Annotated in this window: 24 protein-coding genes and 3 pseudogenes; 7 read left to right on the forward strand and 20 right to left on the reverse strand. The window is 64.8% G+C overall.

Annotated elements, in window-relative coordinates; genetic code table 11:
• Positions 1-63 precede the first annotated feature (63 nt).
• Positions 64-384 (forward strand): hypothetical protein, encoded by a 321-nt coding sequence (locus MPSD_RS23935; RefSeq protein ID WP_015357116.1) that lies wholly within the window; start codon positions 64-66, stop codon positions 382-384.
• A gap of 27 nt (positions 385-411) precedes the next feature.
• Here the strand turns inward: MPSD_RS23935 and MPSD_RS23940 are convergent.
• Positions 412-1,395 (reverse strand): annotated as a pseudogene (locus MPSD_RS23940) (LLM class F420-dependent oxidoreductase).
• Between the two features lie 69 nt (positions 1,396-1,464).
• Positions 1,465-2,001 carry a TetR/AcrR family transcriptional regulator gene (locus tag MPSD_RS23945; protein WP_036427133.1) on the reverse strand — a complete coding sequence of 179 codons (537 nt, stop codon included), beginning with the start codon at positions 1,999-2,001 and terminating at the stop codon, positions 1,465-1,467.
• A gap of 79 nt (positions 2,002-2,080) precedes the next feature.
• On the opposite strand from MPSD_RS23945, the gene MPSD_RS23950 reads away from it, so the two are divergent.
• Positions 2,081-3,292 (forward strand): FAD-dependent monooxygenase, encoded by a 1,212-nt coding sequence (locus MPSD_RS23950; protein WP_020786018.1) that lies wholly within the window; start codon positions 2,081-2,083, stop codon positions 3,290-3,292.
• A gap of 74 nt (positions 3,293-3,366) precedes the next feature.
• On the opposite strand, the gene MPSD_RS23955 is transcribed toward MPSD_RS23950, so the two are convergent.
• Positions 3,367-5,511, reverse strand: a complete 2,145-nt coding sequence (locus MPSD_RS23955) for a 3-hydroxyacyl-CoA dehydrogenase NAD-binding domain-containing protein (RefSeq protein ID WP_086084974.1) — start codon at positions 5,509-5,511, stop codon at positions 3,367-3,369.
• 4 nt (positions 5,512-5,515) lie between these two features.
• Positions 5,516-6,727, reverse strand: a complete 1,212-nt coding sequence (locus MPSD_RS23960) for an acetyl-CoA C-acetyltransferase (RefSeq protein WP_036427131.1) — start codon at positions 6,725-6,727, stop codon at positions 5,516-5,518.
• A 204-nt stretch (positions 6,728-6,931) separates the two neighbouring features.
• Between MPSD_RS23960 and MPSD_RS23965 the strand changes: the two genes are divergently transcribed.
• Positions 6,932-8,128 (forward strand): pyridoxal phosphate-dependent aminotransferase, encoded by a 1,197-nt coding sequence (locus MPSD_RS23965; RefSeq protein ID WP_020786015.1) that lies wholly within the window; start codon positions 6,932-6,934, stop codon positions 8,126-8,128.
• On the opposite strand, the pseudogene MPSD_RS23970 reads toward MPSD_RS23965, so the two are convergent.
• The 4 genes and pseudogenes from MPSD_RS23970 to MPSD_RS23985 all read right to left on the reverse strand — a co-directional run bounded on the left by MPSD_RS23970 (position 8,125) and on the right by MPSD_RS23985 (position 10,656).
• Positions 8,125-8,566 (reverse strand): annotated as a pseudogene (locus MPSD_RS23970) (SRPBCC family protein). The gene MPSD_RS23965 and the pseudogene MPSD_RS23970 overlap by 4 nt on opposite strands.
• A 46-nt stretch (positions 8,567-8,612) precedes the next feature.
• Positions 8,613-9,068 (reverse strand): SRPBCC family protein, encoded by a 456-nt coding sequence (locus tag MPSD_RS23975; RefSeq protein WP_081435805.1) that lies wholly within the window; start codon positions 9,066-9,068, stop codon positions 8,613-8,615.
• Between the two features lie 58 nt (positions 9,069-9,126).
• A complete protein-coding gene (locus MPSD_RS23980) occupies positions 9,127-10,206 on the reverse strand; it encodes a CaiB/BaiF CoA transferase family protein (protein ID WP_015357124.1) in 1,080 nt (359 codons plus the stop codon).
• A 9-nt stretch (positions 10,207-10,215) separates the two neighbouring features.
• Positions 10,216-10,656, reverse strand: a complete 441-nt coding sequence (locus MPSD_RS23985) for an SRPBCC family protein (RefSeq protein ID WP_011738659.1) — start codon at positions 10,654-10,656, stop codon at positions 10,216-10,218.
• Positions 10,657-10,719: 63 nt separating this feature from the next.
• On the opposite strand from MPSD_RS23985, the gene MPSD_RS23990 reads away from it, so the two are divergent.
• Entirely contained in the window at positions 10,720-12,420 is a 1,701-nt protein-coding gene (locus tag MPSD_RS23990) for an alpha-keto acid decarboxylase family protein (protein WP_020726557.1), read from the forward strand.
• A 14-nt stretch (positions 12,421-12,434) separates the two neighbouring features.
• Here the strand turns inward: MPSD_RS23990 and MPSD_RS23995 are convergent, their stop codons facing one another.
• From MPSD_RS23995 to MPSD_RS24025, 7 genes are all read right to left on the reverse strand, one after another.
• Positions 12,435-12,620 (reverse strand): (2Fe-2S)-binding protein, encoded by a 186-nt coding sequence (locus MPSD_RS23995; RefSeq protein WP_011738661.1) that lies wholly within the window; start codon positions 12,618-12,620, stop codon positions 12,435-12,437.
• 13 nt (positions 12,621-12,633) lie between these two features.
• Positions 12,634-13,263, reverse strand: coding sequence for a hypothetical protein (locus MPSD_RS24000; protein WP_015357126.1), 630 nt, complete (start codon positions 13,261-13,263; stop codon positions 12,634-12,636).
• 51 nt (positions 13,264-13,314) lie between these two features.
• Positions 13,315-13,896, reverse strand: coding sequence for a hypothetical protein (locus tag MPSD_RS24005; RefSeq protein ID WP_020786010.1), 582 nt, complete (start codon positions 13,894-13,896; stop codon positions 13,315-13,317).
• Positions 13,893-14,876 (reverse strand): VirB8 family type IV secretion system protein, encoded by a 984-nt coding sequence (locus tag MPSD_RS24010; RefSeq protein ID WP_020786009.1) that lies wholly within the window; start codon positions 14,874-14,876, stop codon positions 13,893-13,895. The genes MPSD_RS24005 and MPSD_RS24010 overlap by 4 nt, the downstream gene beginning before the upstream one ends.
• A 272-nt stretch (positions 14,877-15,148) precedes the next feature.
• The gene (locus MPSD_RS24015) at positions 15,149-16,561 is read right to left on the reverse strand and encodes a FadD3 family acyl-CoA ligase (protein ID WP_036427129.1); all 1,413 of its coding nucleotides are present in this window, start codon (positions 16,559-16,561) and stop codon (positions 15,149-15,151) included.
• A 23-nt stretch (positions 16,562-16,584) separates the two neighbouring features.
• Positions 16,585-17,766, reverse strand: a complete 1,182-nt coding sequence (locus MPSD_RS24020) for an amidohydrolase family protein (protein ID WP_020786007.1) — start codon at positions 17,764-17,766, stop codon at positions 16,585-16,587.
• A gap of 93 nt (positions 17,767-17,859) precedes the next feature.
• Positions 17,860-18,282 (reverse strand): lipoprotein LpqH, encoded by a 423-nt coding sequence (locus tag MPSD_RS24025; protein ID WP_020786006.1) that lies wholly within the window; start codon positions 18,280-18,282, stop codon positions 17,860-17,862.
• Positions 18,283-18,425: 143 nt separating this feature from the next.
• Here MPSD_RS24025 and MPSD_RS24030 point away from each other — a divergent pair, with 143 nt between their 5' ends.
• Together MPSD_RS24030 and MPSD_RS24035 are read left to right on the forward strand one after the other, a co-directional pair.
• Complete coding sequence (locus MPSD_RS24030) at positions 18,426-19,190, forward strand: enoyl-CoA hydratase/isomerase family protein (protein ID WP_020786005.1); 765 nt, start codon at positions 18,426-18,428, stop codon at positions 19,188-19,190.
• Entirely contained in the window at positions 19,187-19,618 is a 432-nt protein-coding gene (locus MPSD_RS24035) for a hypothetical protein (protein ID WP_020786004.1), read from the forward strand. Before MPSD_RS24030 ends, MPSD_RS24035 begins: the two co-directional genes overlap by 4 nt.
• 2 nt (positions 19,619-19,620) lie before the next feature.
• Here the strand turns inward: MPSD_RS24035 and MPSD_RS24040 are convergent, their stop codons facing one another.
• Complete coding sequence (locus MPSD_RS24040) at positions 19,621-20,205, reverse strand: TetR/AcrR family transcriptional regulator (protein WP_086084973.1); 585 nt, start codon at positions 20,203-20,205, stop codon at positions 19,621-19,623.
• Between the two features lie 162 nt (positions 20,206-20,367).
• Here MPSD_RS24040 and MPSD_RS24045 point away from each other — a divergent pair, with 162 nt between their 5' ends.
• The gene (locus MPSD_RS24045; RefSeq protein ID WP_086084972.1) at positions 20,368-21,642 is read left to right on the forward strand and encodes a cytochrome P450; all 1,275 of its coding nucleotides are present in this window, start codon (positions 20,368-20,370) and stop codon (positions 21,640-21,642) included.
• Between the two features lie 24 nt (positions 21,643-21,666).
• Here MPSD_RS24045 and MPSD_RS24050 read toward each other — a convergent pair.
• From MPSD_RS24050 to MPSD_RS24065, 4 genes and pseudogenes are all read right to left on the reverse strand, one after another.
• Positions 21,667-21,951: pseudogene (locus tag MPSD_RS24050) on the reverse strand (cytochrome C oxidase subunit IV family protein); the annotation flags it as partial.
• 3 nt (positions 21,952-21,954) lie between these two features.
• Positions 21,955-22,560, reverse strand: a complete 606-nt coding sequence (locus MPSD_RS24055) for a cytochrome c oxidase subunit 3 (protein ID WP_020786002.1) — start codon at positions 22,558-22,560, stop codon at positions 21,955-21,957.
• Positions 22,561-22,562: 2 nt separating this feature from the next.
• Positions 22,563-23,384 (reverse strand): hypothetical protein, encoded by an 822-nt coding sequence (locus MPSD_RS24060; RefSeq protein WP_051153620.1) that lies wholly within the window; start codon positions 23,382-23,384, stop codon positions 22,563-22,565.
• Positions 23,372-24,121 carry a hypothetical protein gene (locus tag MPSD_RS24065; protein WP_020786000.1) on the reverse strand — a complete coding sequence of 250 codons (750 nt, stop codon included), beginning with the start codon at positions 24,119-24,121 and terminating at the stop codon, positions 23,372-23,374. Before MPSD_RS24065 ends, MPSD_RS24060 begins: the two co-directional genes overlap by 13 nt.
• Between the last annotated feature and the right edge of the window lie 4 nt (positions 24,122-24,125).

Here is a 24,125-nt window from a genome sequence, read left to right on the forward strand (position 1 = left end):
GCAGTTCTGGCGTTTCCCACACCAACTCGCCCGGGCCGCGCCGGCCCCGAAAGGAGAGTCTTCATGTCCTTCCCGAATGCGCGCGCTCTGCCCCTGGGATCACTCAACCAAAAGTCCACCGCCCTGGTCGCGAAACTACTTGTCGGCGCTGCCATCGCTGTCGGTTTCGGTGTGAGCGCAGCGGCATCGGCCAGCGCGGCTGACTGCGTTGCCGGAACCGCGCCTGCCGGCGCCGACGCCAGCCCGTTGCAGAGCCTGAGCAACGGCTGTACCGAACTGCCAGTTCACATTCCGAGCGCGACGGAACGAGAGATCGATCGCGGACTGCACGACGGCTATGTCGAGGGCACGGTGCGCGGCCCGGCTTCGATCCCGAATCAGTAGACCGGGGCCCAGCAGCCGCGGTGGCCGCTAGCTCAGCGCGGGAATCACTTCACGCTCGAACAACTCGATGCCGGAGCGGTCATACGCGGCTTCCGGGAAATAGCAGATCGCGTATTCGCACCCAAGGTCACGAATCTGCGCCAGTCGCTCGATGACCTGTTCGGGCGTGCCCGTCGCCGAATCCGGCAGGCCGCCAACCATCGAATCGGCCACGGCCTCGGGCACGTAGCCGACCAGACGGTCACGGACTCGCCCCAGCCGATCTTTGACGTCGGCTTCCGAGGTACCCAAGACGGCGGTGAAGTTGGCCGATCGCACTATGGCGTCGAATTCGGTGCCCAGTTTGCGGCAATGCTCCGCCAACACCTGCGACTTGTGCGCGAACTGTTCGGGCTGGGGCGTGAAGTTGGTGTACTGCGCGTACTGTGCGGCGATACGTAACGTCACCTTCTCCCCGCCACCGGCAACCCACAATGGAATTCCATTGTTCTGCAACGGCTTCGGCGCGACGATCGCGCCGTCGACCTGATAGTGCTTGCCGTCAAAACTGACCTTGCCGTCGCGCCAGGCGTCCCGCATGATCTGCACGCCTTCGTCCAGCCGGCCCAACCGCACCCCGGCCGAAGGGAATCCGTAGCCGTAGGCACGCCACTCGTGTTCGTACCAGCCACCGCTGATCCCCATCTGGATGCGCCCGCCGGAGATGATGTCGGCGGTGGCCGCCACCTTGGCGAGATATACCGGATTGCGGTAGCTCATCGCGGTGCACATTTAGCCGAGCTTGATCCTCGAGGTCACCGCCGCGTAGGCCGCCATCAGCGACCAGGCCTCATGGGTGGCCTCGTCACTGGGCAATGGCACGGTATGGAAGTGGTCATAGACCCACAGTGAGTCCCAGGCGCTGGCATCGGCGTAGGTAGCCAGGTCACGCATCACCGCCCAGTGCTGCTCGGGCGCGATGCCGACGAGATCCATTCGCCAGCCTTGCGGAATGAAGAGACCAAAGCGCATAGCTCGGACTATATGCCCGGCGGCCTCCGAATTTGGAGCGGGCACCAAGCACCCGCCCCGAGCCCGGCGTCAAACACCAAGCGCGGCCAACGCCGCCTCCACCGAGTACTGCCGCAGTTGCGCATAGGGCTCGTCCGGAAACTGCATGCAACAGTCCTGCAATCCACCAAATGCCAGCACCGCCCGGGTCGCCTGACCGAGCGTCGGCGCCGCGCCGAACACCAGCCGACCGAGCCGCTCCCGCCAGGCCAGCACGGTGTCGATCAGACCGAGGTCGGACAGCAACGTCAGTTCGACCACCACCAGCATCAGGTCCTGACGATGCCGGTAGTGGAAATCGAAGTACCCCTCGAGCAGGCCGCGGACATTGCCGTCGGCAAGCCGCTCACGCTCCGCGACAAATCGCTCACCCTCTTCGATCAACGGCACCACGATGCTGCGCACCAGGTCTTCGCGTGACGCGAAGTGGTAGTACAGCGCCGGCTTGGTGATCCCCAGCCGGTCTGCGATGTCCTGCAAGCGGGTGCCCCGCACACCTTGGCGCAGAAATAGTTCGCGAGCGACTTCCTGGATCCGCCGCCTGGTGTCCGACCTGGGCTTGGTCACCACACGAGGCTATCTGACCTACCGTTAGGTAAGCACCCCATGTTGGCCTTACCGAACGTTAAGTAAGTAGGAGGCCGACGTGCGGATCTTGATTTCGGGCGCCAGCATCTCCGGTTCGGTACTGGCATTTTGGCTGAGCCGCTACGGATTCGATGTCACCGTCGTCGAGCGGGCGCCACAATTGCGCAAGGCCGGCGGCCATGCCGTTGACCTGTTCCGGCCGTCCATGGAGATCTCGGCGAAGATGGGCGTGCTATCGAAGATCGAAGCGCTGGCCACCGGGACCGAAACCCTGACCTGGTATCGCGAGGGCGCGCGGCGGCCAGTTCGCGTCAATCTCGCCAAGATCTTCGGCGCCACGTCCGACCAGCATGTCGAGATCATGCGCGACGATCTCAGTGAGATCTACTACGAGGCCAGCCGCCATGACACCGAATACCTGTTCGGCGACTCGATCACAGCCATCTCGCCGGACGGACGGGTGAGCTTCGAGCAGGCCGCGCCACGCTGCTTCGACATCGTGGTCGGTGCCGACGGGCTGCACTCCAACGTGCGGCGCCTGGTCTTCGGCGAAGACGCCGGACACACTCAATTCCTCGGCGGGTACCTCGCGGTGGTGTCGGTGCCGAAAGGACTGGCACACGACGGCGAGATGGTCGGTCACGTCGGGCCCGGCCGGATGGCAGCGGTCTACACCGCAGCGCCCCTCGACGACGCGCGCCTGCTGTTCCTGTTCCGCACCCAGGAGGAACTGCGATACCACTACCGAGATGTCTTGCGACAAAAGGAATTATTGCGTGAAGCGATCGCCGGAATGCATCCGCAGGTGGACCTTTGGCTCGAAGAGCTGGACCGCACACCAGCGTTCTACTTCGACTCGATCACCCAGTTGCAGCTCGACACCTGGTCGCGCGGGCGGGTAACACTGGTCGGCGACGCCGGCTACTGCCCGGAGCCCGCGGTCGGCGGCAGCACCAGCCTGTCGGTGCTCGGCGCCTACATACTGGCCGGGGAACCGGCCCAAGCGGGCGGCGACTACGCGCGAGCGTTCGCCGCCTACGAGCGAGAGATGGCCGACCCGGTAAGTCGCAGCCGCACCTTTGCCAGCGGGGTCGCCGTGAGCCTCATTCCGCGATCGAAAGCCGGAGTGTGGGCGCTGACCCACGGTGCGCAGCTGGTTTCAATGCTGCCCGGTGGCCTCACCAAAGCGGTCGCGAAGCTGAACACCAAGGGTGTGCGGCTCTACGACTCAATGCGGTTCAAGGAATACGCCCCACCACGGCCCGGATAGGCACGAGCAGACGCGGAATCGCATTGCGACCGTGGGTCGCACGCGATTCCGCGTCTGCTCGCCAAGCCTGACGCTTAGGTCAGCGAGTCCGGCGGCAGGAAGCGGTCGCCGTACTTGGCGGCCAGCTCGCGGGCGCGGGCTACGAAGGCCTCTTTGCCCCGGCCGAGCGCACCCTCGTAGCCGACGATGTACTGCGCGCTACCACCGGTCCACGGCGGGAAGCCGATACCCATGATGGATCCGATGTTAGCGTCGGCCGTCGACATCAGCACGTTCTCGTCGAGGCACTTCTGGGTTTCCAGCGCCTCGGCGAACAACATCCGGTCGATCATGTCCTGCAGCGGCGGCTCCGAGGTGCCCGACTTGAACGTCTCCCGCAGGCCCGGCCACAGGCCGGCACGCTTGCCCTCGGGGTACTCGTAGAAGCCCGCGCCCTTGAGCCGACCGGACCGACCAACCTCGATCATCTTCTCGACAACCGCTTCGGCCGGGTGCGGCTCGTAGGTGCCACCGGCGTCCTCGACACCCTTGCGGGTAGCGGTAGCGATCTTGTGCATCAGCTCCAGGTTGAGCTCGTCGGACAGCTGCAGCGGCGGGGCCGGGTAGCCGGCCTGCGATCCCGCCTGCTCGATCGACGACGGCTCGACACCCTCACCGAGCATCGCCAGCGCCTCGTTGACGAAGGTGCCGATGACCCGGGAGGTGAAGAAGCCGCGGCTGTCGTTCACCACGATCGGGGTCTTGCCGATTGCCAGGGTGTAGTCGAACACCCGGGCCAGGGCCTCGTCGGAGGTCTTCTCACCCTTGATGATCTCGACCAGCGGCATCTTGTCGACCGGGGAGAAGAAGTGGACACCGATGAAGTCCTCTTGGCGCTTGACCCCGGTGGCCAGACCGGTGATCGGCAACGTGGAGGTGTTCGATCCCAGCACCGCGTTGGGCTCGACGATGTCCTCGATCTCCTGGAACACCTTGTGCTTGAGTTCCTGGTTTTCGAACACGGCCTCGATGACGAAGTCCACGCCCTTGAGGTCGGCCGGGTCCGAGGTCGGGGTGATGCGAGCCAGCAGCGCGTCGCCCTTCTCCTGGGTGGTGCGACCGCGCTCGAGTGCCTTGGCCACCAGCTTCTCGGAGTAGCCCTTGCCCTTGGCGGCGGCCTCCGCGCTGACGTCCTTGAGCACCACGTCGTAGCCGGCCTTGGCCGAGACGTAGGCGATGCCCGCGCCCATCATGCCGGCACCGAGCACACCGATCTTGGTGATCGGGGTCTTGCCGATGCCGTCCGGCCGCGACTTGCCGGCGTTGATGGCCTGCAGGTCGAAGAAGAACGCCTGAATCATGTTCTTGGCGACCTGGCCGGTGACCAGCGAGGCGAAGTAGCGGCTCTCGATGCGGCTGGCGGTGTCGAAATCGACCTGCGCACCCTCGACCGCGGCGGCCAGAATGGCCTTCGGGGCCGGCATCGGAGCGCCCTTGAGCTGCTTGCGCAGCAAGGCCGGGAACGACGGCAGGATGGAAGCCAACCCCGGCGACGACGGAGTGCCGCCCGGGATCTTGTAACCCTTCTTGTCCCAGGGCTGCTCGTGGGAATCCGGGTTGGCCTTGATCCACGCCTTGGCGGCGGGCACCAGCTCCTCGACCGTCGGCAGCACCTCGTCGACCAGCCCGATCTCCTTGGCCTTGGCCGGCTTGAACCGGGTGCCCTGGGACAGGATGCTCACGAAGGCGTTCTGGATACCGAACATGCGCACGGTGCGGGTCACCCCGCCGCCACCGGGCAGCAGGCCCAGGGTCATCTCGGGCAGACCCAGCTGGCTGCCCTTGGCGTCGGCCGCGATGCGGTGATGGCAGGCCAGCGCAATCTCGAGGCCACCGCCGAGTGCCGCGCCGTTGATCGCGGCGACGACGGGCTTGCCCAGCGTCTCCAGGGTTCGCAGCTGCCGCTTGACCGTCTCGACCGTGTCGAAGGACTGCCCGGCGTCTTCCGGACCGGCCTGGATCATGGATGTGAGGTCACCACCGGCGAAGAAGGTCTTCTTGGCGCTGGTGATCACCACTCCGGTAATCGAATCCTTTTCGGCAACAAGGCGATCCACCGCCTTACCCATCGACTCGATGTAGGCCTCGTTCATGACGTTGGCCGACCCCGACGGGTCGTCCATGGTCAGCGTGACGATGCCGTCGGCATCCTTGTCCCACTGAATTGTGTTGTCGGCCATTTACTTAAACCCTCTCGATGATCGTCGCGACACCCATGCCGCCACCAATACAAAGCGTGACCAATGCGCGCCGGGCGTTGCGGCGCTCCAGCTCGTCGACCATGGTGCCCAGGATCATCGCGCCGGTCGCCCCCAGCGGGTGACCCATCGCGATGGCCCCACCGTTGACGTTGAGCTTCTCGTCGGGGATGTTGAGGTCCTTCTGGAACTTCAGCACCACCGACGCGAACGCCTCGTTCAGCTCGAACAGATCGATGTCATCAACCGTCAGGCCGGCGCGGTCGAGCACCTTGCGGGCGGCAGGGGTCGGGCCGGTCAGCATGATGACCGGGTCGGCGCCACTGGTCGCGGTGGCGACGATGCGGGCGCGCGGGGTCGCGTTGATCGCTGCCCCCGCCTTTTCGCTGCCGACCATCGCGATCGCGGCGCCATCGACGATGCCGGAGCTGTTGCCGCCGGTGTGCACGTGGTTGATCTTTTCCACCCAGTGGTACTTCTGCAGCGCGACGTCGTCGAAACCGCCCATCGCCGCCAGGCCCTCGAAGGCCGACTTGAGCTTGCCCAGGCCTTCCTTGGTGGTCTCGGGCCGCATGTGCTCATCGTGGTCGAGGATCAGCAGACCGTTTTGGTCGCGGACCGGCACCACGGACTTGGCGAAGTAGCCGCCCGACCACGCCTCGGCGGCCTTCTCCTGGCTACGCAGCGCATAGGCGTCGACGTCGTCGCGGGAGAAGCCCTCGATGGTGGCAATCAGGTCGGCGCCGATGCCCTGCGGAACAAACATGACGTCGTAGTTGGTGACCGGGTCAAGCCCCATGGCGCCGCCGTCGGCACCCATCGGCACCCGGCTCATCGACTCCACACCACCGGCCAGCACCAGGTCATCCCAGCCGGAACGCACCTTCTGGGCGGCCATGTTCACCGCTTCCAGACCCGATGCGCAGAACCGGTTGAGCTGCACGCCACCGGAGGTGACCGGCATCCCGGAGGCCAGCACCGCAGCGCGGGCGATGTCGCCGCCCTGGTCACCGACGGGCGACACGCAGCCCAGGATGACGTCGCTGATCAGGTTCTCGTCGAGGTCAGGGTTGCGCTTGCGCAGCTCCTCGATCAGGCCAACGACCAGGCTTATCGGCTTGACCTCGTTTAGCGATCCGTTCTTTTGCTTGCCACGCGGCGTGCGGATGGCCTCATAAATGAAGGCTTCTTCGGACATGTCGACTTCCTGTTCACAAAAATTGGGGTTCAGATCCGTCATCAAGACTAGGTCCAGTACAGGCACACTAACAGGGGCCTCGGCCAACCTGTTGGTTGGGCCGAGGTTGCTGGAGCGGTCCGCGCCGCTGATCACCGCCCGCGGCAGCGTGCGCCCCACGCCGCGCGACGGCGCGCATCGCCGCTCGGGCTAGGCTCGACCGACATGACGGTGTCGCGGCTACAGCCCTACGCGACGACGGTGTTCGCCGAAATGTCGGCATTGGCCGCGCGCATTGGTGCGGTCAATCTTGGCCAAGGCTTTCCCGACGAGGACGGACCGCCGGCGATGTTGAAGGCCGCCCAAGAGGCCATCGCCGCGGGCGCCAACCAGTATCCGCCGGGAATGGGCATCCCGGCCCTGCGCCAGGCCATCGCCGCCCAGCGTCGACGACGCTTCGGTGTCGAATACGACCCGGATACCGAGGTGCTGGTCACGGTCGGCGCCACCGAGGCCATCGCGGCCGCGGTCCGGGGACTGGTCGAACCCGGCTCGGAAGTGCTGTTGATCGAACCGTTCTATGACTCCTATGCACCGGTGATAGCAATGGCCGGCGCGAAGCGAGTTGCCGTGCCGCTGGTACCCGACGGCCGCGGCTTCGCGCTGGATGCCGATGCGCTGCGACGCGCCGTGACACCCAAGACCCGCGCACTGATCGTCAACTCCCCGCACAATCCCACCGGCGCGGTGCTCAGCCGTGCCGAGCTCGCGGCAATAGCAGAGATTGCGGTGGCCGCAGACCTATTGGTGATCACCGATGAGGTGTACGAGCATCTGGTGTTCACCTCGCCAACCGGGCACCAACACCTGCCCCTGGCCGGGTTTGACGGGATGGCGCAGCGCACGGTCACGATCTCGAGCGCGGCCAAGATGTTCAACTGCACCGGATGGAAGATCGGATGGGCTTGCGGCCCAAAAGAACTCATCGCCGGGGTGCGCGCGGCAAAGCAGTACATGAGCTATGTCGGCGGGGCGCCGCTGCAGCCCGCGGTGGCGCTGGCACTGGATTCCGAGGATGCCTGGGTCGTAGCGCTGCGGACTTCGTTACAGGCCAGACGCGATCGGCTGGCCGCGGGCCTGAGTGAGATCGGATTCGGGGTACACGACAGCCACGGCACCTACTTCTTGTGCGCCGACCCGCGGCCGCTCGGCTACGACGACAGCACGGCGTTTTGCGCCGCGCTGCCCGAGAGGGTGGGGGTTGCCGCCATCCCGATGTCGGCCTTCTGCGATCCGGTGGCCGAGCATGCTTCAACCCAAGCCGATATCTGGAATCATTTGGTGCGCTTTACCTTCTGCAAACGCGAAGACACCCTGGACGAGGCGATCAAGCGGCTGGCCGCACTGCGTGACGCGGCCTAGTCAGCCGTACCCATCACACGCTTGCGCAATCCCTCCAGCGCGGAGTGCAGGATCTTTCGGCGCGCACGATTAACCCAGAACTCGGGTAGCGGAGCTGAGGGTTCCACCGTGATGCTGAAGCGCACTCGCGTCTTGTTGTCCGCTTCGCGGCGCAGGTTGTACTCGCCGTGCTGACCGTGTTGCTGGACGGTCCTCTGGGCATCCCAGGCCATCCAGTCCGGCCCCCAGTGATATTCGAGCAGTTCGGTGTCGGCGATCCCAGTGACCTTGATGGTGACCCGCACGTGGTGAGGTCGGCCGTCCGGATAATGGTCAACGACCTCGACACGCTTGTGCACCACCGACCACGACGGCACCGCGCCCATGTCGGCTAGCGCCTCCATGATCACCTCAGGGGGCCGCATCAATGACGATCTCACCCGACGCTTGTATGGCCACTGCCACCAAACTAGCAACCAAAATCTAGGTTTCAGGTGAGACGAAGCTACTTGGCCTGATCCGTTGCGTCGCGATTGGCGACCAGCTCACTGAGCCCCTTCGCCGCGGCGTCGAGCACGTGCTCGCTAGCCCGCTTGACGATGAATCCCGGGATCGGCCCTGACGGTTCGACGGTGATGTCAAACCGCACCCGCGATTTGTCGAGTCCCTCGGGCCGGACCGTGTACTCGACGTGCTGACCGCGCTGCTGGAAGGTCTGATCCGCGTCCCAGCACACCCAATCCGGGCCCCAGTGGTACTCCAGGATCTCTTTGTCCACGAGCCCGAGAATCTTGATGGTGGCCTTCACGTGATGCGGACGGCCATCCGGGTAGTAGTCGATGACTTCCACACTCTTGTGCAGGGGTGACCAGGAGACCAAGACGCCGACGTCTGTCAGCGCCTCCATGACCACTTCCGGGGGCGCATCAATAACGAATTCCCGCGCTGCTTTTACGGCCACCAAGTTCAAGCTAGCAACGCTGCCCGGGCCACGAACCGGGTTCGGTGCAAATAACTAGTTACCAGTTGATTTCGCCGATCGGCGTGGTCGTGGCGGGCGGTGGCCCCACCGGCCCGGCCGGCGTTCGGGAGAACCGCGGCGCCGGCGCGGCCTGCTCCACGCCGTGCGCGGAAATCACCGTCGAGCGCGCCCGCAGATGATCACTAGCTGCCGCTTCACTCCACGTCAGCACCGGGGTCACGCATGCGTCGGTGCCGGCGAAGACCGCGGCCCATTCGTCACGGGTTCGGCTGGCGAACCGCTCCGAAAACATTTCGCGCATCTTGGGGTAGGCGGCGATGTCGAGCTGAGACGGCACCTCGGCGGCCGACAGACCAAGTCCGGCCAGCAACGCCGCGAAGAATTGCGGCTCGATGGCCCCCACTGCCATGTGTTTGCCATCAGAAGTCTCGTAACAGCGGTAGAACGGGGCACCCCCATCAAGGAGAAAGGACTCGCGCTCGTCGCGCAGACTGCCAATTCCCTTCATGGTCCACATCATCTGAGCCAGCACGCTGACCCCGTCGACCATCGCGGCGTCGATGACCTGCCCCTTGCCCGACCGCTCCCGCTCGTAGAGCGCGGCCATGATGCCAAGCAGCACCAGCATCGAACCGCCGCCGAAGTCGGCAACCAGATTCAGCGGGGGCGTGGGTGGCCGGTCCCGATAGCCCAGCGCCGACAACGCACCGGTCTGCGACAGATAGTTGATGTCGTGGCCGGCCGTCGGCGCCAGCGGGCCGTCCTGCCCCCAGCCGGTGATGCGCGCGAAGATCAATCGCGGGTTTACCGCGGCGCAGTCATCGGGCCCGATTCCCAGGCGTTCACAGGTGCCCGGCCGAAAACAATCCAGCAGCACGTCGGCCTTGGCGGCCAACTCCAACAAGGCCTGCGGCTGGCTTTTGACGTCCAGGTCGACGATCCGTTTTCCGCGATGCAGCAGATCGCGGTCCTCGGCCGGCATCTGCAGACCCCCGGGCCGGCGCACCCGCACCACGTCAGCACCCAGGTCGGCGAGCACCATCCCGGCATGTGGGCCGGGGCCGATGCCCCCCAACTCGATGACCTTCACCCCCGCCAGGGGTCCCCCACCCGCCACCGTGGCTACTCAGCCCTTCTTCACCTTCAGCACCTGCTTGCGCAGCTCATCGAGGCCGGACTCCACCGTGCCCTTCACCGCACGCTTGAGCACGAATCCCGGCAGCGGCACCACCGCGTCGACGGCCAGCTCGAGCTTTACCCGGGTCTTGTCGCCCTCCGGCGTCAAGAGGTAGCTCCCCTCCTGGGAACGCTGCTGGCCCGAACTGACGAGCGACCAGTTCACCTTGTTGTCGCCCCAGCTGTAGGCCACCACTTGCTCGTCGGTGATACCCGCGGTCTTGACCTTCATCTTCACCTGGCTGGGCCGACCATCGGCTCCGGTCTCGAAAATTTCGGCGCTCTGATGCGGCGAAGACCATTCGGGCATCGCTTCGAAGTCAGCAATGACGTCCAAGATCTCCTGGGGGCTGGCTTCGATGACGATGTCGCGGGTTTCTTTGATTGCCATGGCCCGCACGATAGCGAAGCGGCGGCCCAACCGGAATAGTTTCAACGGCGTAGCGTCGTCGTCGTGACCCTGCTCGAAAATGATGCCGCCACTGACCCCGTCTACACCGTCGGCGACTACCTGCTCGACCGTCTGGCCGAACTCGGTGTCTCGGAGATCTTCGGGGTTCCCGGCGACTACAACCTGGAATTCCTGGACCACATCGTCGCCCATCCGATCATCCGCTGGGTGGGCAGCGCCAATGAGCTCAACGCCGGCTACGCCGCCGACGGATACGGACGGCTACGTGGAATGTCGGCGGTGGTAACGACTTTCGGAGTCGGCGAGCTTTCCGCGACCAACGCCATCGCGGGCAGCTACGCCGAACACGTACCGGTGGTGCACATCGTGGGCGGACCCTCCAAGGACGCCCAGGGCGCCCGCCGGGCGTTGCACCACTCGCTCGGCGATGGCGACTTCGAGCACTTCTTCCGAATCAGCCGCGAAATCACCTGCGCGCAAGCCAATCTCATGCCAGCGACGGCATGCCGGGAGATCGACCGAGTGCTCTGCGAGGTGCGCGAGCAAAAACGGCCCGGGTACCTACTACTGTCCACCGACGTGGCGCGGTTCCCCACCGAACCGCCCGGCGCCCCGTTGCCTCCGCTGGCCGGCGGAACCAGCCCACGCGCGCTGTCGCTGTTCACCCGCGCTGCCGCCGACCTGATCGGTGACCACCAGCTGACCGTCCTGGCCGACCTGTTGGTCCATCGCCTGCAAGCGATCAAGGAGCTAGAGGCATTGCTGTCCGCCGACGTGGTACCCCACGCGACCTTGATGTGGGGAAAGAGCCTGCTCGACGAGAGTTCAGCCAACTTCCTCGGCATCTACGCCGGGGCCGCCAGCGCCGAGCCGGTGCGCAAGGCCATCGAGCAGGCGCCCGTGCTGGTCACGGCCGGGGTGGTATTCACCGACATGGTGAGCGGATTCTTCAGCCAGCGGATTGACCCGGCCCGCACCATCGATATCGGGCAGTACCAAAGCAGCGTGGCGGACCAGGTGTTCGCACCACTGGAGATGGGCGCCGCGCTGCAGGCCGTGGCCACAATCCTGACCAAGCGCGGGATCAGCTCTCCCCCGGTGGCGGTACCCCCGGCCGAGCCGGGCCCGCCCACCCCGGGGCGCGACGAGCCACTCAACCAAGAGATGCTGTGGAACCGGCTCTGCGAAGCCCTGACACCGGGCAACGTGGTGCTGGCAGATCAGGGCACGTCGTTCTACGGCATGGCCGACCACCGATTGCCGCAGGGCGTCACCTTCATCGGTCAACCCCTCTGGGGCTCAATCGGTTACACGCTGCCCGCGGCGCTGGGAGCGGCGGTGGCCCATCCCGATCGCCGGACGGTGTTATTGATCGGCGACGGGGCCGCACAGTTGACCGTGCAGGAACTCGGGATTTTCTCCCGGGAGGGCCTGTCGCCGGTCATCGTGGTGGTCAACAATGACGGCTACACCGTCGAACGGGCGATTCACGGCGAGACCGCTACGTACAACGACATTGTCAGCTGGAGATGGACCGATGTCCCCGGTGCGCTGGGAGTCACCAACCACCTGGCGATGCGGGCCGAAAACTACGGCGAGCTCGACGATGCACTCACCGCGGCCGCCGAGCAGCAGGACCGCATGGTCGTCGTCGAGGCGGTATTGCCTCGGCTCGACGTTCCACCGCTGCTCGACGAACTCGTCGGATCGCTATCACCGCCCGAGTGCGGCGGACGCAGCTGACGAGCACCGACAGGTTAGGCCGGGTGGGCCGCCCGATCGCCACTTGACGAGGCGATGATCGCCCGAACGGTGCGACGGCAGCGCCCACAGTCCGCGCCCGCTCCGCAGGCTCGCGCGACCTCCCGGGTAGTCGTGGCGCCGGCGACAACGGCATCGGCCACCATCTGACTGGTGACGCCGTTGCACAGGCACACGAACATTGCGGCGATCAACTCACTGCGGATCGATCCGCATCATCTCGGAGAGCCGGCCCACGAACAGCGGTGGGTATGCGCCTATCCCGGCACCCCGAAGCCATTGGGCCGCGGCGTCGGGGTGATCGATCCACTCGCGGGCCCGCTGCTCGTCGGGAAACTCCTGCAGGATCAGCACTTCGTGGCTGTCGTCGAAAGCCTGAAAGACCCAGGTCTTTCGGATACCGGCGGCAACAAAGCGCTCCATCGCCGGGGCGACTTCGGCGATCAGCGTCGCCACGTCGTCGACCGAGGCGATCGCGGCCACCACGACTCCCGGGGCCGCCGCTGCCCCGGACCCCGACGCCCCGACGACAAACCTGTCCACGATCTCACCGGCAAAGACCGCCGGAATGTCGTCGACGCCTACCGCGTCGAACCAGTCGAAGAAGACCCGCGAACGAAGTAGCTCGACGACGGGCTCGCGGCTGTGCACCCCGATCATCACCAGGACGCGGCCGTAGTCATGTGTTGAGGCGTACACGAGAACGTGGTGTGCACCGATATCGGCGAGCGCGGACTTGTTGCGTTCCAGCAGCGGCCACACCCTGGTTGGATCGGGCACGCGATAGTCCGATGCGATCACCATCGAGTGGATGTCGTTCGTCATCGCCGAGTTCCCGTCACCAGCAGCATCCCCTACACCGGTTCCAGACCTAACCTAGACCGGATCAAACGATGAGATAAGCCATTTTCCATTAGCTTTCGTCAGCTTGACCAGGACGCTGCTGGAAGTCAATGCCGGTTCGGGACGATCTGCGCTCTGGGTGGTTTGGTTGACGAACAGCAGTACCACCGCCGAGTCCGGGTGCAACTCGGAAATGGCGGCGCGAAGCACCACCGCACTGGTCCTCACCGACTTCCGCTTGGCCGCCGGTGCGACGATCTGCTGCGTGAATTGGTCGTAGTAGGACAAGAATTCGCCGGTGAAGTGCGACCTGGCCGAGGAGAAATCGCGGTCGAGGGTGTCCGGAGAATAGGACAGGATGGCGATCGCCCCGTCGCTGGCGGCCGAGACGGCGGCCCCGGCGGCCTGGGCATCGACTTCGCGATCTGGCCGGTAGGAGAACACGAACAGCGCCGCCAGCAACCCCAGTGCGGCCGCCACCAGCAGCCCCACCACGGCAACGACGACTTTGCCCGGCGTCAGCTTGTGCAACCAGGCCCGACGGCGCTCGAGCGGCTCCGGCCCCGGATCCTCGTCAGGCTTCTGTTGTTCGCCCGAGGTCTGCTCTGCGGTCACGGCACAAACTCGACTTTCGACATCTTGAGCTGATCACCGTCTCGGGTGATGGTCACGATCAGCCGGTACCTGCGGGGATCCTTCTTGGCCCCGGCGGCATTGGTGACTTCCGATGTCGAGGCGACCAGCACCACCGCCGAGTCATCGGTCATGGAGTTTCTGTCGACGGCGACGGCTTGGACCGTTCCCTGCTCGACCACCTGCGCCTGTTGCACCACCTGGATGAAGTCGTCGGAGGACTTGAGGAGTTCGTCTTTGAACGAGCCGGTGGAGTTGTCGAGGATGCGCCCTATCCCCTGCTTGGCGTCCTGGAAGTCCAGCGATGTCAGGGTGATAACGCCCTGCCTGGCCGCTGCGGCAAATTCGGCCACTCGTTCACGCTGCCGGGTCGCATCGCGATGCTGCAGCACCATGTACGCGCTGCCGGCCAGCGCGGCGAGAATGACGAGCACGGCGAGCGCAGCGGTGAGGGTGGACAGTTTGGGGCGCCTCAGCAGACCTCGCCGTGACCGCTCGGACTCATCGGCAAGCTCGTCGGCCTCGGACTCATCGGCCTTGGCCGAGCCGGCGGCTACCGGCTCGTCGTCATCGGCGCGCAGCTCTTCGGTTTCGGCGACGTCGTCGGACTCGAGGACATCGGCCGAATTCCCAGTCGGCTCTTCGGCACCGTTGCGCGAAGCGGTCGCCTGCCCATCCGCCGCGCCTTCATGGGTGGCTTCACAAGCAGCGTCAACTTCCGCTGCGGCCTCGGCGCGTTCGGCGCGACGTCTTAGTTGCAGGGCGCGCGCACGGGCACCGGCGGCGGCCGCCAGGGCCTCCGCTTCTGCGGCTTCGGCCTCAGCCTCGTCGGCCAACGCCCGCATTTCGGCAGCGGTGCCGCCGATTTCGTCCTCGTCCACCGGGGCGGATCTCGGATCAGCCGCGCCGTTTCCGATGCCGGTGCTCACACCACACCCGGCCGACAGCAGCGCTGTGTGCATCGCTGGATGCGCAACTGCGCCACCCCGAATCGGTCATCGGCAGAGTCGAGCCCGGCCCCCGGATTCGATACCGCCGGCGCGCAACGACGGATTCCGCTGCTGCGCAACTTCACATCTCGCGGCATCGACCCCTCGTCTCGACGAACCTTGGAGAGCCACGTTGTCGTTTGGCCCCCAAGGCGGCTCCTAGTCCAAAGCTACACCAAAGACAAAAGTAGCTTTTACTTGCGGAAATATGCTTCTCGACGCGCAGCATATCGCGAAGCCACGCCCTAGCGGAGCAGGTCCTTGACCACCTTTCCGGTCGCATTCAGCGGCAACGCATCGACAAAGCGCACCGAACGCGGGACCTTGAATCCCGCCATCCGTTCCCGGCACCAACCCAGCAAATCCTCAGCGCTGAGCGCACTTTTGCCGCTCTGGCGAACCACGAACGCCTTACCGACCTGTCCGAGCCGCTCGTCGGGAACGCCGATGACGGCCACCTGTGCGACCGCCTCGTGCTCCATCAGAAAGCCCTCGATCTCGGCCGGGTAGGCATTGAAGCCGCCGACGATGAACATGTCCTTCTTGCGGCCGACCACGCGCAGCCGGCCGGTTTCGTCGATGGTGCCGAGGTCTCCGGTATGTAGCCAGCCCTCGCCGTCGATGGCTTCGGCGGTGGCAACCGGATCGTCGAGGTAGCCCTTCATGACGTTGTATCCGCGCACCAAGATCTCGCCGTCGTCGGCGGTCGCCAGCTCGATGCCGTCGCACGCGAGACCCGCGGTGGTGGCGATGTCCTCGAACGAATCCTCCGGCTTGGACAGGGTGACCGTTCCGGCCTCGGTAAGGCCGTAGCCGGTCATGATGGTCTGGAACGGCAACTCGGTGCGCACCCGCCGAATCAGTTCCACCGGGATATCCGCGGCGCCGGTCACCCCCGCCCGCAGTGACGACAGGTCCCGCCGACCTCGAGCGGACAGTAGCGAGTGGTACAGCGTCGGAGGCCCAGGAAGCATCGTAATTCGCTCGTGTTCAATCAATTCCAGCACGTTGTCGAGGACGAAGACACGTACCGGAATGATGGTGGCGCCCCTGATCAGCGACGCGATGCAGCCGGCCTTGTACCCGAAGATGTGGAAGAACGGGTTGACGATCAGGTAGCGGTCGCCGGTGCGCAGATCCGCGCGATCACACCAATGGGCGTAGTGGCGCAATGTTTGCGCGTGATCCATCATCACGCCCTTGGGCCGCCCGGTGGTACCCGATGTGTAGACGATGTCCGCGATGTCGGATCCACTGACCGCACGCTCGAACGGCTTGCCACACTCCAGGAAGCCGGAGCGCAGATCGATCGCCGGGATGCCGTCTGGAACGGTGAAATCCATTCCCAAGAATCCTTTTTCGAAAAGCACCGCCCTGGCCCCGCTGCGCCGGATGATGTCGGCGGCCTCGTCCGTCTTGAAGCGCGTGTTGACCGGGACCAGCACCGCTCCAGCGGTCAGCAGCCCGAAGGCGGCGATGATCCACTCGGCCGAATTGGGCGCCCAGACGGCAACGCGGTCCCCCCTGTCGATGCCCATCGCCGCGAACGCACCTGCGGCGCGGCGCACCCGATCGGTCAGCTCGGTGAAGGTGATCCGCAACGACCCGTCGACGATGGCTTCTGCATCGCCGAAACGCTCACCCGCGCTCAAGACCATCTCGGGGATGGTCTGCCATTCGTTCACACCGACATCAGCCGAGCGAGGTTGCCTCCCATGATCTTTGCCTGGTCATCGACGCTGAGGTCCTGCAGCGCGTCGGCGTAGTGCCGGGGTTGCGCGAGCCCCTCCGGGTGCGGATAGTCCGAGCCGTAGAGCACCCGGTCGGTACCGATCAGCTTGATCAGATCCGCGATGCCGTCCTCGTAGAACGGGCTGATGTGGATGCGGTTCTTGATCTCTTCGACCGGGTCGCCGCCGGGGAAGCTTTCCGGAGTCTTCTTGTAAACATCAGCCAGCTGATCGAGCAACGGGAACAGCCATTTGGAGCCAGCCTCGATGACCGCGACCTTGAGCCGCGGAACGCGGTACAACGCGCCGTGAATCACCCACGACGCGACGGCGTCTTGGACCGGGCGCCACTCGTTGAGCATGGAGAACGCATTGGTCTGGAAGGGCAGCATCTCCTTGTCGCCGCCATCCCACTCGGCGGTGTAGCGGGCGTACCCGGAGTCCGAGGAATGCATGGCGACCAGCACGTCGTGCTCGACGCAGCGGTGCCAGAACGGATCGAACTCCGGCAACGCAAACGACCGCGGGCCGCGATATCCGGGCACCGGAGCCGGGCGCACCAAGACCGCGCGGGCACCCCGCTCGACCACCCAGTCCAGTTCTTCGATGGCCTTCTCCACGATCGGCAGGCTGACCACCGGCACGGTGAAGATCCGGTCCTGGTAGCGAAAGCCCCATTCCTCGTGCAGCCATTCGTTGAGTGCGTGCACCACTATGTGGATGAGCAGCGGATCGTCGCGCATCCGCTCCTCGATGAGGCTGGCCAGGGTGGGGAACATCAACGATCGGTCGACGCCCAGTTCGTTCATCAGCTCCAACCGCGGGCCGGGTTCGCGGAACGCCGGAATCGAGCGCATCGGCTCGCCGAAGATCTCCCGCCGGCTCTTCCCATCCGGGTTGCCGATCCGGAAGTACTCCTCCATCGCCCCGGGCCTGGCCACCACCTCGAAGGTGAGGTTGGGGATGTAATCGCTTATCTGGCCGCGTATGGCGATCTTCGTGCGCCCGTTGACCTGGACGTACTGGATCACGCCCCGGTACTGCTTGGGCAGGTACTTGGTCAGCGACTCCTCGGTTTCGTAGAGGTGGTTGTCCGCGTCGAAGAGCGGATCTGACAGAGCAGCCGATGACATGGAATCCTCCTTCGCGATTCAGGAGAATATTATTTTCATATCTTGGCGGCCGCAACGGGCGTCACTGCGCGTGCTACCCGCAATTGCGCCCGGTCAGCAGTTGACGCTGATCCGAAATGCGGCCGTCGTGGGCTCGGCGGGCTTGTCCGTGTTGTACCCGTCGGCGTTCCCGGTGATGGTGAATCGGCCATCGCTGAAGTGCAGGCCCGCGTCGCCGCCGTCGCCCTGGGCGTACATCCCGGTGAAGCCCCCCAGATTGGTGATGCGAACCGACTTCGCGATCATCGGCCGCGCCCCCTGGTCGATCAGGACCCTGACCCCGGAGGCTTGGTCTCCGATCTGGATGGTCCGGTACCACTCGATCTGGATGCACCGCACCACGCGTGGCTGCACGTCGGCGCCGTTGACGGTCATCGACGCCGTGCTGGCCAGCTGCGAGCCCGACGACGAGCCGCAGCCGGTCAGACCGGCTGACGCGAGCAGACACACGAACGCCAGCTTGATCGGATTGCGCACCCGGCCACCTCGATTCCGCGCGACGCGCCTTCTGGACCTGCAGCGATGATGCTATTCTCCGTTGAAGAGAATGCCTATACCGGCGGGCAGTTATCCGAGCACTGATTTTGCTCTTTGATGGCGCGTTCAGGAGCATTGACCACATGGTGGACTTGGAATTTGATGAGCTCGACACCGGGCTAGCCGTACTGACCATCGATCGCCCCCACGCACGCAATGCCATCGGTTTGGAGACCATGGCACAGCTGCAGGATGCACTCGACGCGGCAGCGGGAGCACAGGCCCTGGTGATCAAGGGCGCCGGCGATCGAGCTTTCGTCTCCGGCGGCGACCTCAAGGAATTGAGCGCGCTGCGCACCCTGGAAGACGCCTCGGCAATGGCGAAGCGGATGCGGTCCATCTGCGATCAGATCGCCACGTTTCCGGCACCGGTGATCGCCGCCCTCAACGGACACGCATTCGGGGGTGGAGCCGAGGTCGCCGTCGCGGCCGATATCCGGGTGGCCGCCGACGATATCAAGATCGCCTTCAATCAGGTGCTGCTGGAGATCATGCCGGCGTGGGGCGGCGCCGAGCGGTTGGCCGCGGTGGTCGGCAAGAGCAAGGCGCTGCTGTTGGCGGGCAGTGGGATTGCACTCGATGCCGTTGAGGCCGAGCGAATTGGCTTGGTGGATCTGGTGTTCCCGCGTGCGTCCTTCGACTCGACCGACGGCGGCTGGCGGTCGCTGGCCAGATCGCTGGCACGGCGTCCGGCGGCCGAGGTCAAACGCGTAATCAACGGAACTTCACCAGATGAGGCGATAGCGTCCTTTGCCCGGCTATGGGTTAAGGATGCGCACTGGCAAGCCGCAGAGCGGGTGATGAACCGTACCCCCAACCGTGGACCGGGAGCCGAAGGAGCGACATGACCAGCAACAGGCAACCGGTCCTGCGATCGGTTACGGTCGCCGCGATTGCAACCATGACTGGTGCACTTGCCGGCGCGCCCAAGTCATACGCGGACGACCCGCCCATGCATCAGGTCACCTACACCGTCTCCGCCAAGAGCCCCATCTACGCCGACATCTATTACGGGGACCAAGACCCCGCAGTCTTCTCCGACTACAGCCACAACAACTATCAGTTCACCCCGAACATCCAGGCCGATATCGCACCAGGGAAGCCGTGGACCATGCAGGTCATGCTGGCCAACCCCGACCAATGGGCGGTGGTCACCGCGAGCACCGGCAGGCAACAGGGCGCGCCGCAGTTTCACTGCGACCTGGCGGTGGACGGGGTGGTCAAGGTGTCCAAAGACGGACCCCGCGGCGTCCTCTGTTCGCTACGAATCTGGTGAACCTAGGGCTCGCCCTCTAACCGGCGCAGGTAGCTTTCCACCAACTCGATCGTTTCGGCGTGACCACCAGACATGCCAAGTGCCTTCTCCAGCACCAGAAAGCGCGACAGGCTGGCCATCAGAACCGTCCACACCACCGGCGGAACGTCCTGGCTGTCCACGCCGTAGCGCTGCAGTGCCGCGGTGATCACCCGTCGCTGTTCATCACGGAACCGCTCCGCGTAGTGGGCGATTTCGGCCCGCAACGCCTTGCGGTGATTGGCCAAGGCCATGAACTCCATCGAAATACGCGCAAAAGCCGGATCGCTGCCCAGTCTCCACAACGCCCACAGCGGTTTCGGTGACTGCAGCGCTTGGGCCTGCGCACGCAGACCCGCTTCGGCGCGGCGGCGGAACAGCTCGAGGAACAGCTCCTCCATCGCGCGGAAGTAATAGTGCACCAGCTGGGGCTTGAGTCCGGCCTCACTCGCCACCCGGCGCGACGTCACCGCCGCGTAGCCCTCTTCGATCATGAGTTGTTCGGCCGTGTCGAGGAGCACGCCACGATTCTTCGCGTCAGGCGCCCCGATCCGACGGGCCGATGTCATGCCTTTGCTCCGTACTCTCCACAAGAAACCGGACGGCTCGCCACGATCGTATCGCCGCGCGCACCCTTGACCGTGACATTACCGCCATGCTAAGCAGGTGCTCAGCGCAGCGGAAATGGGATTCTCCGGCGGCGCCAGCCGGCCATGGGAGGCACGCACGCAATGAGCAGCTACGAATCCATCGACTTCTTCACTGACCCGTCCCTGATCCCGGACCCACATCCCTACTTCGACTACCTGCGACGCCAAAGCCCGGTACTGCGGCTACCTCAGTACGGCGTCGTCGCGGTCACCGGTTACGAGGAGGCGACCGCGGTATACAAGGACACCGACTCCTTTTCCAACTGCGTCGCGCTCGGTGGCCCGTTCCCGCCGCTGCCCTTCACACCCAACGGTGACGACGTCAACGCCCAGATCGACGCCCATCGCGAACAGTTTCCGATGTACGAGCAGATGGTCACCATGGACCCACCGGAGCACAGTCGGGCGCGGTCGATTCTGAGCCGGCTACTGACCCCCAGCCGGCTCAAACAGAACGAGGAGTTCATGTGGAGGCTCGCCGATCGCCAGCTTGATGAGTTTCTCGGCGCCGGCGAATGCGAGTTCATCAGTGAATACGCCAAGCCCTTTGCCACTTTGGTGATCGCCGACCTGCTCGGCGTACCCGAGGACGACCGCAAGGACTTCCGTGTTGTGCTGGGCGCCGACCGGATGGGTCGAGTCGGCGCACTCGACCATGAATCGGTGGGCGTCAACCCACTGCAGTGGCTCGACGACAAGTTCAGTGCCTACATCGAGGACCGGCGGCGCCAACCGCGCAACGACGTATTGACAGCGTTGGCCACCGCGACCTACCCGGACGGTTCGACGCCGGAGATCATCGACGTGGTCCGATGGGCCACCTTCCTGTTCGCGGCCGGTCAGGAAACCACCGCCAAGCTGCTGACCGCCGCCATGCGCGTACTCGGCGACCGGCCGGACATCCAGCGCCAGCTACGCGAAAACCGCAGCCTCATACCAAACTTCATCGAGGAATCACTGCGGATGGATAGCCCCGTCAAGAGCGACTCCCGGCTGGCTCGCAAGAGAACCACAGTGGGTGGGCTCGATATCGCCGCCGGCACCGTCGTGATGGTATTGCCCGGCGCTGCCAACCGCGACCCACGCCGGTTCGAGGACCCCCATGAATTTCGTTTGGATCGCCCGAATGTTCGCGAGCACATGGCTTTCGCCCGCGGAGTGCACTCCTGCCCGGGAGGGCCACTGGCACGCGTGGAGGGTCGCGTCTCGCTGGAGCGCATTCTGGACCGGATGCACGACATCGTCATCAACGAAGACCGGCACGGCCCCGCCGACGACCGTCGGTATACCTACGAGCCGACCTACATACTGCGTGGACTCACCGAACTCCACATCACTTTCACTCCCGCGGGCTAGCGCTCGATTCCGTCCGGGCCACCCGAGCGCCAGCCCTACGGCGTAGCTCCCGAACAGGCTGATGCCGATCAGAATCACCCACGCGTCGGTTAGCCGACGCAGCAGTTTCGGGGCCTGACGCACCTCCATGAACTCCCGAAAAATGATGCGCACCTTGACAAGGGCGATCACGATCACGCTTGCCGTGAGCACCCTGCTGGGACTTGGCGATCCGGGGTCGATGTAGCGGTCCATCCACAGATAGGTTAGCGTGAGCGACGCCAGAATCACCCAGACGACCAACAGCCTGGTATTGAATTTCTGCCCCACCGATCACCTCACCACGTACAGCAGCGCAAAAATGAGCACCCAGAGGTAGTCCACGGTGTGCCAGTAGGTGGCACAGGTTTCCACCAGCTCCTGGGTTCGCCGCGATCTCGTTGCCGGACCACGTAGTTCAAACACGATGATGCCCAGGACTACGAAGCCGATCAATAGGTGGACAAAGTGGATTCCAGTGAGAAAGTAGTAGTACGTGAAGAAATCGCTACCGGCCAGTCCGTTTCCCAGCGGGGCCGCTTTGGCCCACTCGGCCACCTTGGACACCATGAACACCAGACCGAGACACGCCGTGAGCAAGGCGTCCCGCAACCCCCGTCGGTATGCGCCGGCCCGAGCCGCCTGAACGCATCGCGCTACCGACCACGAACTGAGCAACAACACCAGGGTGTTGAAGGTGCCGATGCGCAGGTCCAGCTGCGCCTGGGCGCTCGAGAACAGTTCAGGACTTCGCCCCCGATAGAACAGGTAGAACCCGAAATACGCCGTGAATAACAGCGTTTCGAACAGTACAAACGCCCACATGTCGGGCTGGCCCGGCACGAACGTGGGTTGCCTGTCCGCATCCTGCCGCGTGCCGGTACCGGAAAGCTCGGTCATCGCTACGCCGGCTCTCGCACCGGGAGATCCGGCAGCGGCCCGGTGCCGAAGTCCTCACGCTGGATCATCCGCCTCAGCAGAACGATGAAAACCCCGGTATAGATGCCGAATACCACCATGTCGAGCCACCAGGCGATCTGACCGTTCCACGCCAATACGCCGCCGCGGAAGATCCACGCCGGCGACACGACGATCTCGGTGAGTGCGTTGCACAGGTTGAGATATCCGAACCACTTTGGGAACACCCGGTTGCGGTCGATGAGAATCGCCAGCATCCACACCAGCGAGCCGATCAGGAACACGCCCATGGTGCCGACGAACGACAGGAAGGCGAAGTCGTAGATCCAGTGGGTCAGCCTCGGGTCACGGCCGGGGCGCATCGCTGCGACCGTCAGCGCGATGCACATCAGCAGCATGCCCGGGATCGCGCTGAGCGAGTATAGGATCAGGTAGGAATACGCGAACGCCCGGCTGATGGACATCCGGCGCATCGAATAGGCGATCAGGGCGTTGCTCATCGTCGTCATGGCGGTGATGACGAACATCACGGCAAACCCGGCCAGGATCCCAAAGTGGTTGTCCTGGAACCACTGCGCGACCCGGGAGTCATCCCACCCGGGATCCGGCGGCGGCTGGGTTCGGGTGGCGAGGAAGAACACCACGAAAAAGATGTTGTAGAAGACAACCAGTGTCCCCCAGGCCAGCCACAGCTCGCGCTTCGGGTTGTGCCGACACTGCCAGACGATCCGGCGTGGCAGTGGCCCCGCGGGACCCCCGGCTGGCGCCCCCAGCCGGTCACCGGTTGACACCCTCACTGCCGGCATTGCGCTTGTTCCCGGTAGAGGCACCGGCCCAACACCACGCCCATCACCACGCTCCACACCACGATGGCAATGTTCTTCAGCCAGAACGACAACGCCCCGTCCCACGCCAGCGGACCGGTCAATGCCAGCCCAACGAATGCCGCCGGGGTCAGCGCGGCCGCGACAACGATGTTGAAATGCGCCACCCAGCGCCCCAACACCGGATGCGCGGGGTCATCGAAGTAGATCGCCAGAGCCAGGATCACGCTCTGTCCGATGAGGAAAGGGACCACGGTGGTGAAGGTGATCCAGGCAAAATCGTTGAGCAGCTGCGTCAGCTGCGGTTCCCGTTCCGGACGAAAGGCGGCCAGCAGCCAACAGACGTTGGCGATGAGGAAAAGTGTTGGGCCGCCGGCCACGCAGCCGAGCATGCAGTAGGAGAAGATCGGCGTGCGATGAGCCATCCTGCGGATCTGCAACACGAGCAGGATCAGGATCGGGATGAGGCAGACGCCGAACCAGTTGAACAGGATCATGCTGTAGCGGATGCGTGGCAGGTTCGCCGGATCGCGGTAGAACGCGGCCACCCGCTCCGCGGGCATCATCGGCGACATGGGTGGGAGGAACCCCGGAAACAAGAGGAACGCGGCCACCCAGATGACCGACGCGGCGGGCAAGGTCCACAACAGAATCAGCTCGCCGTCGGTGCGTCTGCGCACCCCCCGCGCATCTACCTGGCTTTCGCCGACCTCGCCCACCGGT

The sequence above is a fragment of the Mycobacterium pseudoshottsii JCM 15466 genome, from assembly GCF_003584745.1.
Taxonomy (GTDB): Bacteria; Actinomycetota; Actinomycetes; order Mycobacteriales; family Mycobacteriaceae; genus Mycobacterium; species Mycobacterium marinum.

Coding starts and splice junctions, on each gene's coding strand:
- MPSD_RS23935 (WP_015357116.1), top strand. CDS start 64: ATGTCCTTCCCGAATGCGCGCGCTCTGCCCCTGGGATCACTCAACCAA.
- MPSD_RS23955 (WP_086084974.1), bottom strand. CDS start 5,511: ATGGCCGACAACACAATTCAGTGGGACAAGGATGCCGACGGCATCGTC.
- MPSD_RS23960 (WP_036427131.1), bottom strand. CDS start 6,727: ATGTCCGAAGAAGCCTTCATTTATGAGGCCATCCGCACGCCGCGTGGC.
- MPSD_RS23965 (WP_020786015.1), top strand. CDS start 6,932: ATGACGGTGTCGCGGCTACAGCCCTACGCGACGACGGTGTTCGCCGAA.
- MPSD_RS23985 (WP_011738659.1), bottom strand. CDS start 10,656: ATGGCAATCAAAGAAACCCGCGACATCGTCATCGAAGCCAGCCCCCAG.
- MPSD_RS23995 (WP_011738661.1), bottom strand. CDS start 12,620: ATGTTCGTGTGCCTGTGCAACGGCGTCACCAGTCAGATGGTGGCCGAT.
- MPSD_RS24000 (WP_015357126.1), bottom strand. CDS start 13,263: ATGACGAACGACATCCACTCGATGGTGATCGCATCGGACTATCGCGTG.
- MPSD_RS24010 (WP_020786009.1), bottom strand. CDS start 14,876: ATGCACACAGCGCTGCTGTCGGCCGGGTGTGGTGTGAGCACCGGCATC.
- MPSD_RS24015 (WP_036427129.1), bottom strand. CDS start 16,561: ATGGTCTTGAGCGCGGGTGAGCGTTTCGGCGATGCAGAAGCCATCGTC.
- MPSD_RS24020 (WP_020786007.1), bottom strand. CDS start 17,766: ATGTCATCGGCTGCTCTGTCAGATCCGCTCTTCGACGCGGACAACCAC.
- MPSD_RS24030 (WP_020786005.1), top strand. CDS start 18,426: ATGGTGGACTTGGAATTTGATGAGCTCGACACCGGGCTAGCCGTACTG.
- MPSD_RS24035 (WP_020786004.1), top strand. CDS start 19,187: ATGACCAGCAACAGGCAACCGGTCCTGCGATCGGTTACGGTCGCCGCG.
- MPSD_RS24040 (WP_086084973.1), bottom strand. CDS start 20,205: ATGACATCGGCCCGTCGGATCGGGGCGCCTGACGCGAAGAATCGTGGC.
- MPSD_RS24045 (WP_086084972.1), top strand. CDS start 20,368: ATGAGCAGCTACGAATCCATCGACTTCTTCACTGACCCGTCCCTGATC.
- MPSD_RS24055 (WP_020786002.1), bottom strand. CDS start 22,560: ATGACCGAGCTTTCCGGTACCGGCACGCGGCAGGATGCGGACAGGCAA.
- MPSD_RS24060 (WP_051153620.1), bottom strand. CDS start 23,384: ATGCCGGCAGTGAGGGTGTCAACCGGTGACCGGCTGGGGGCGCCAGCC.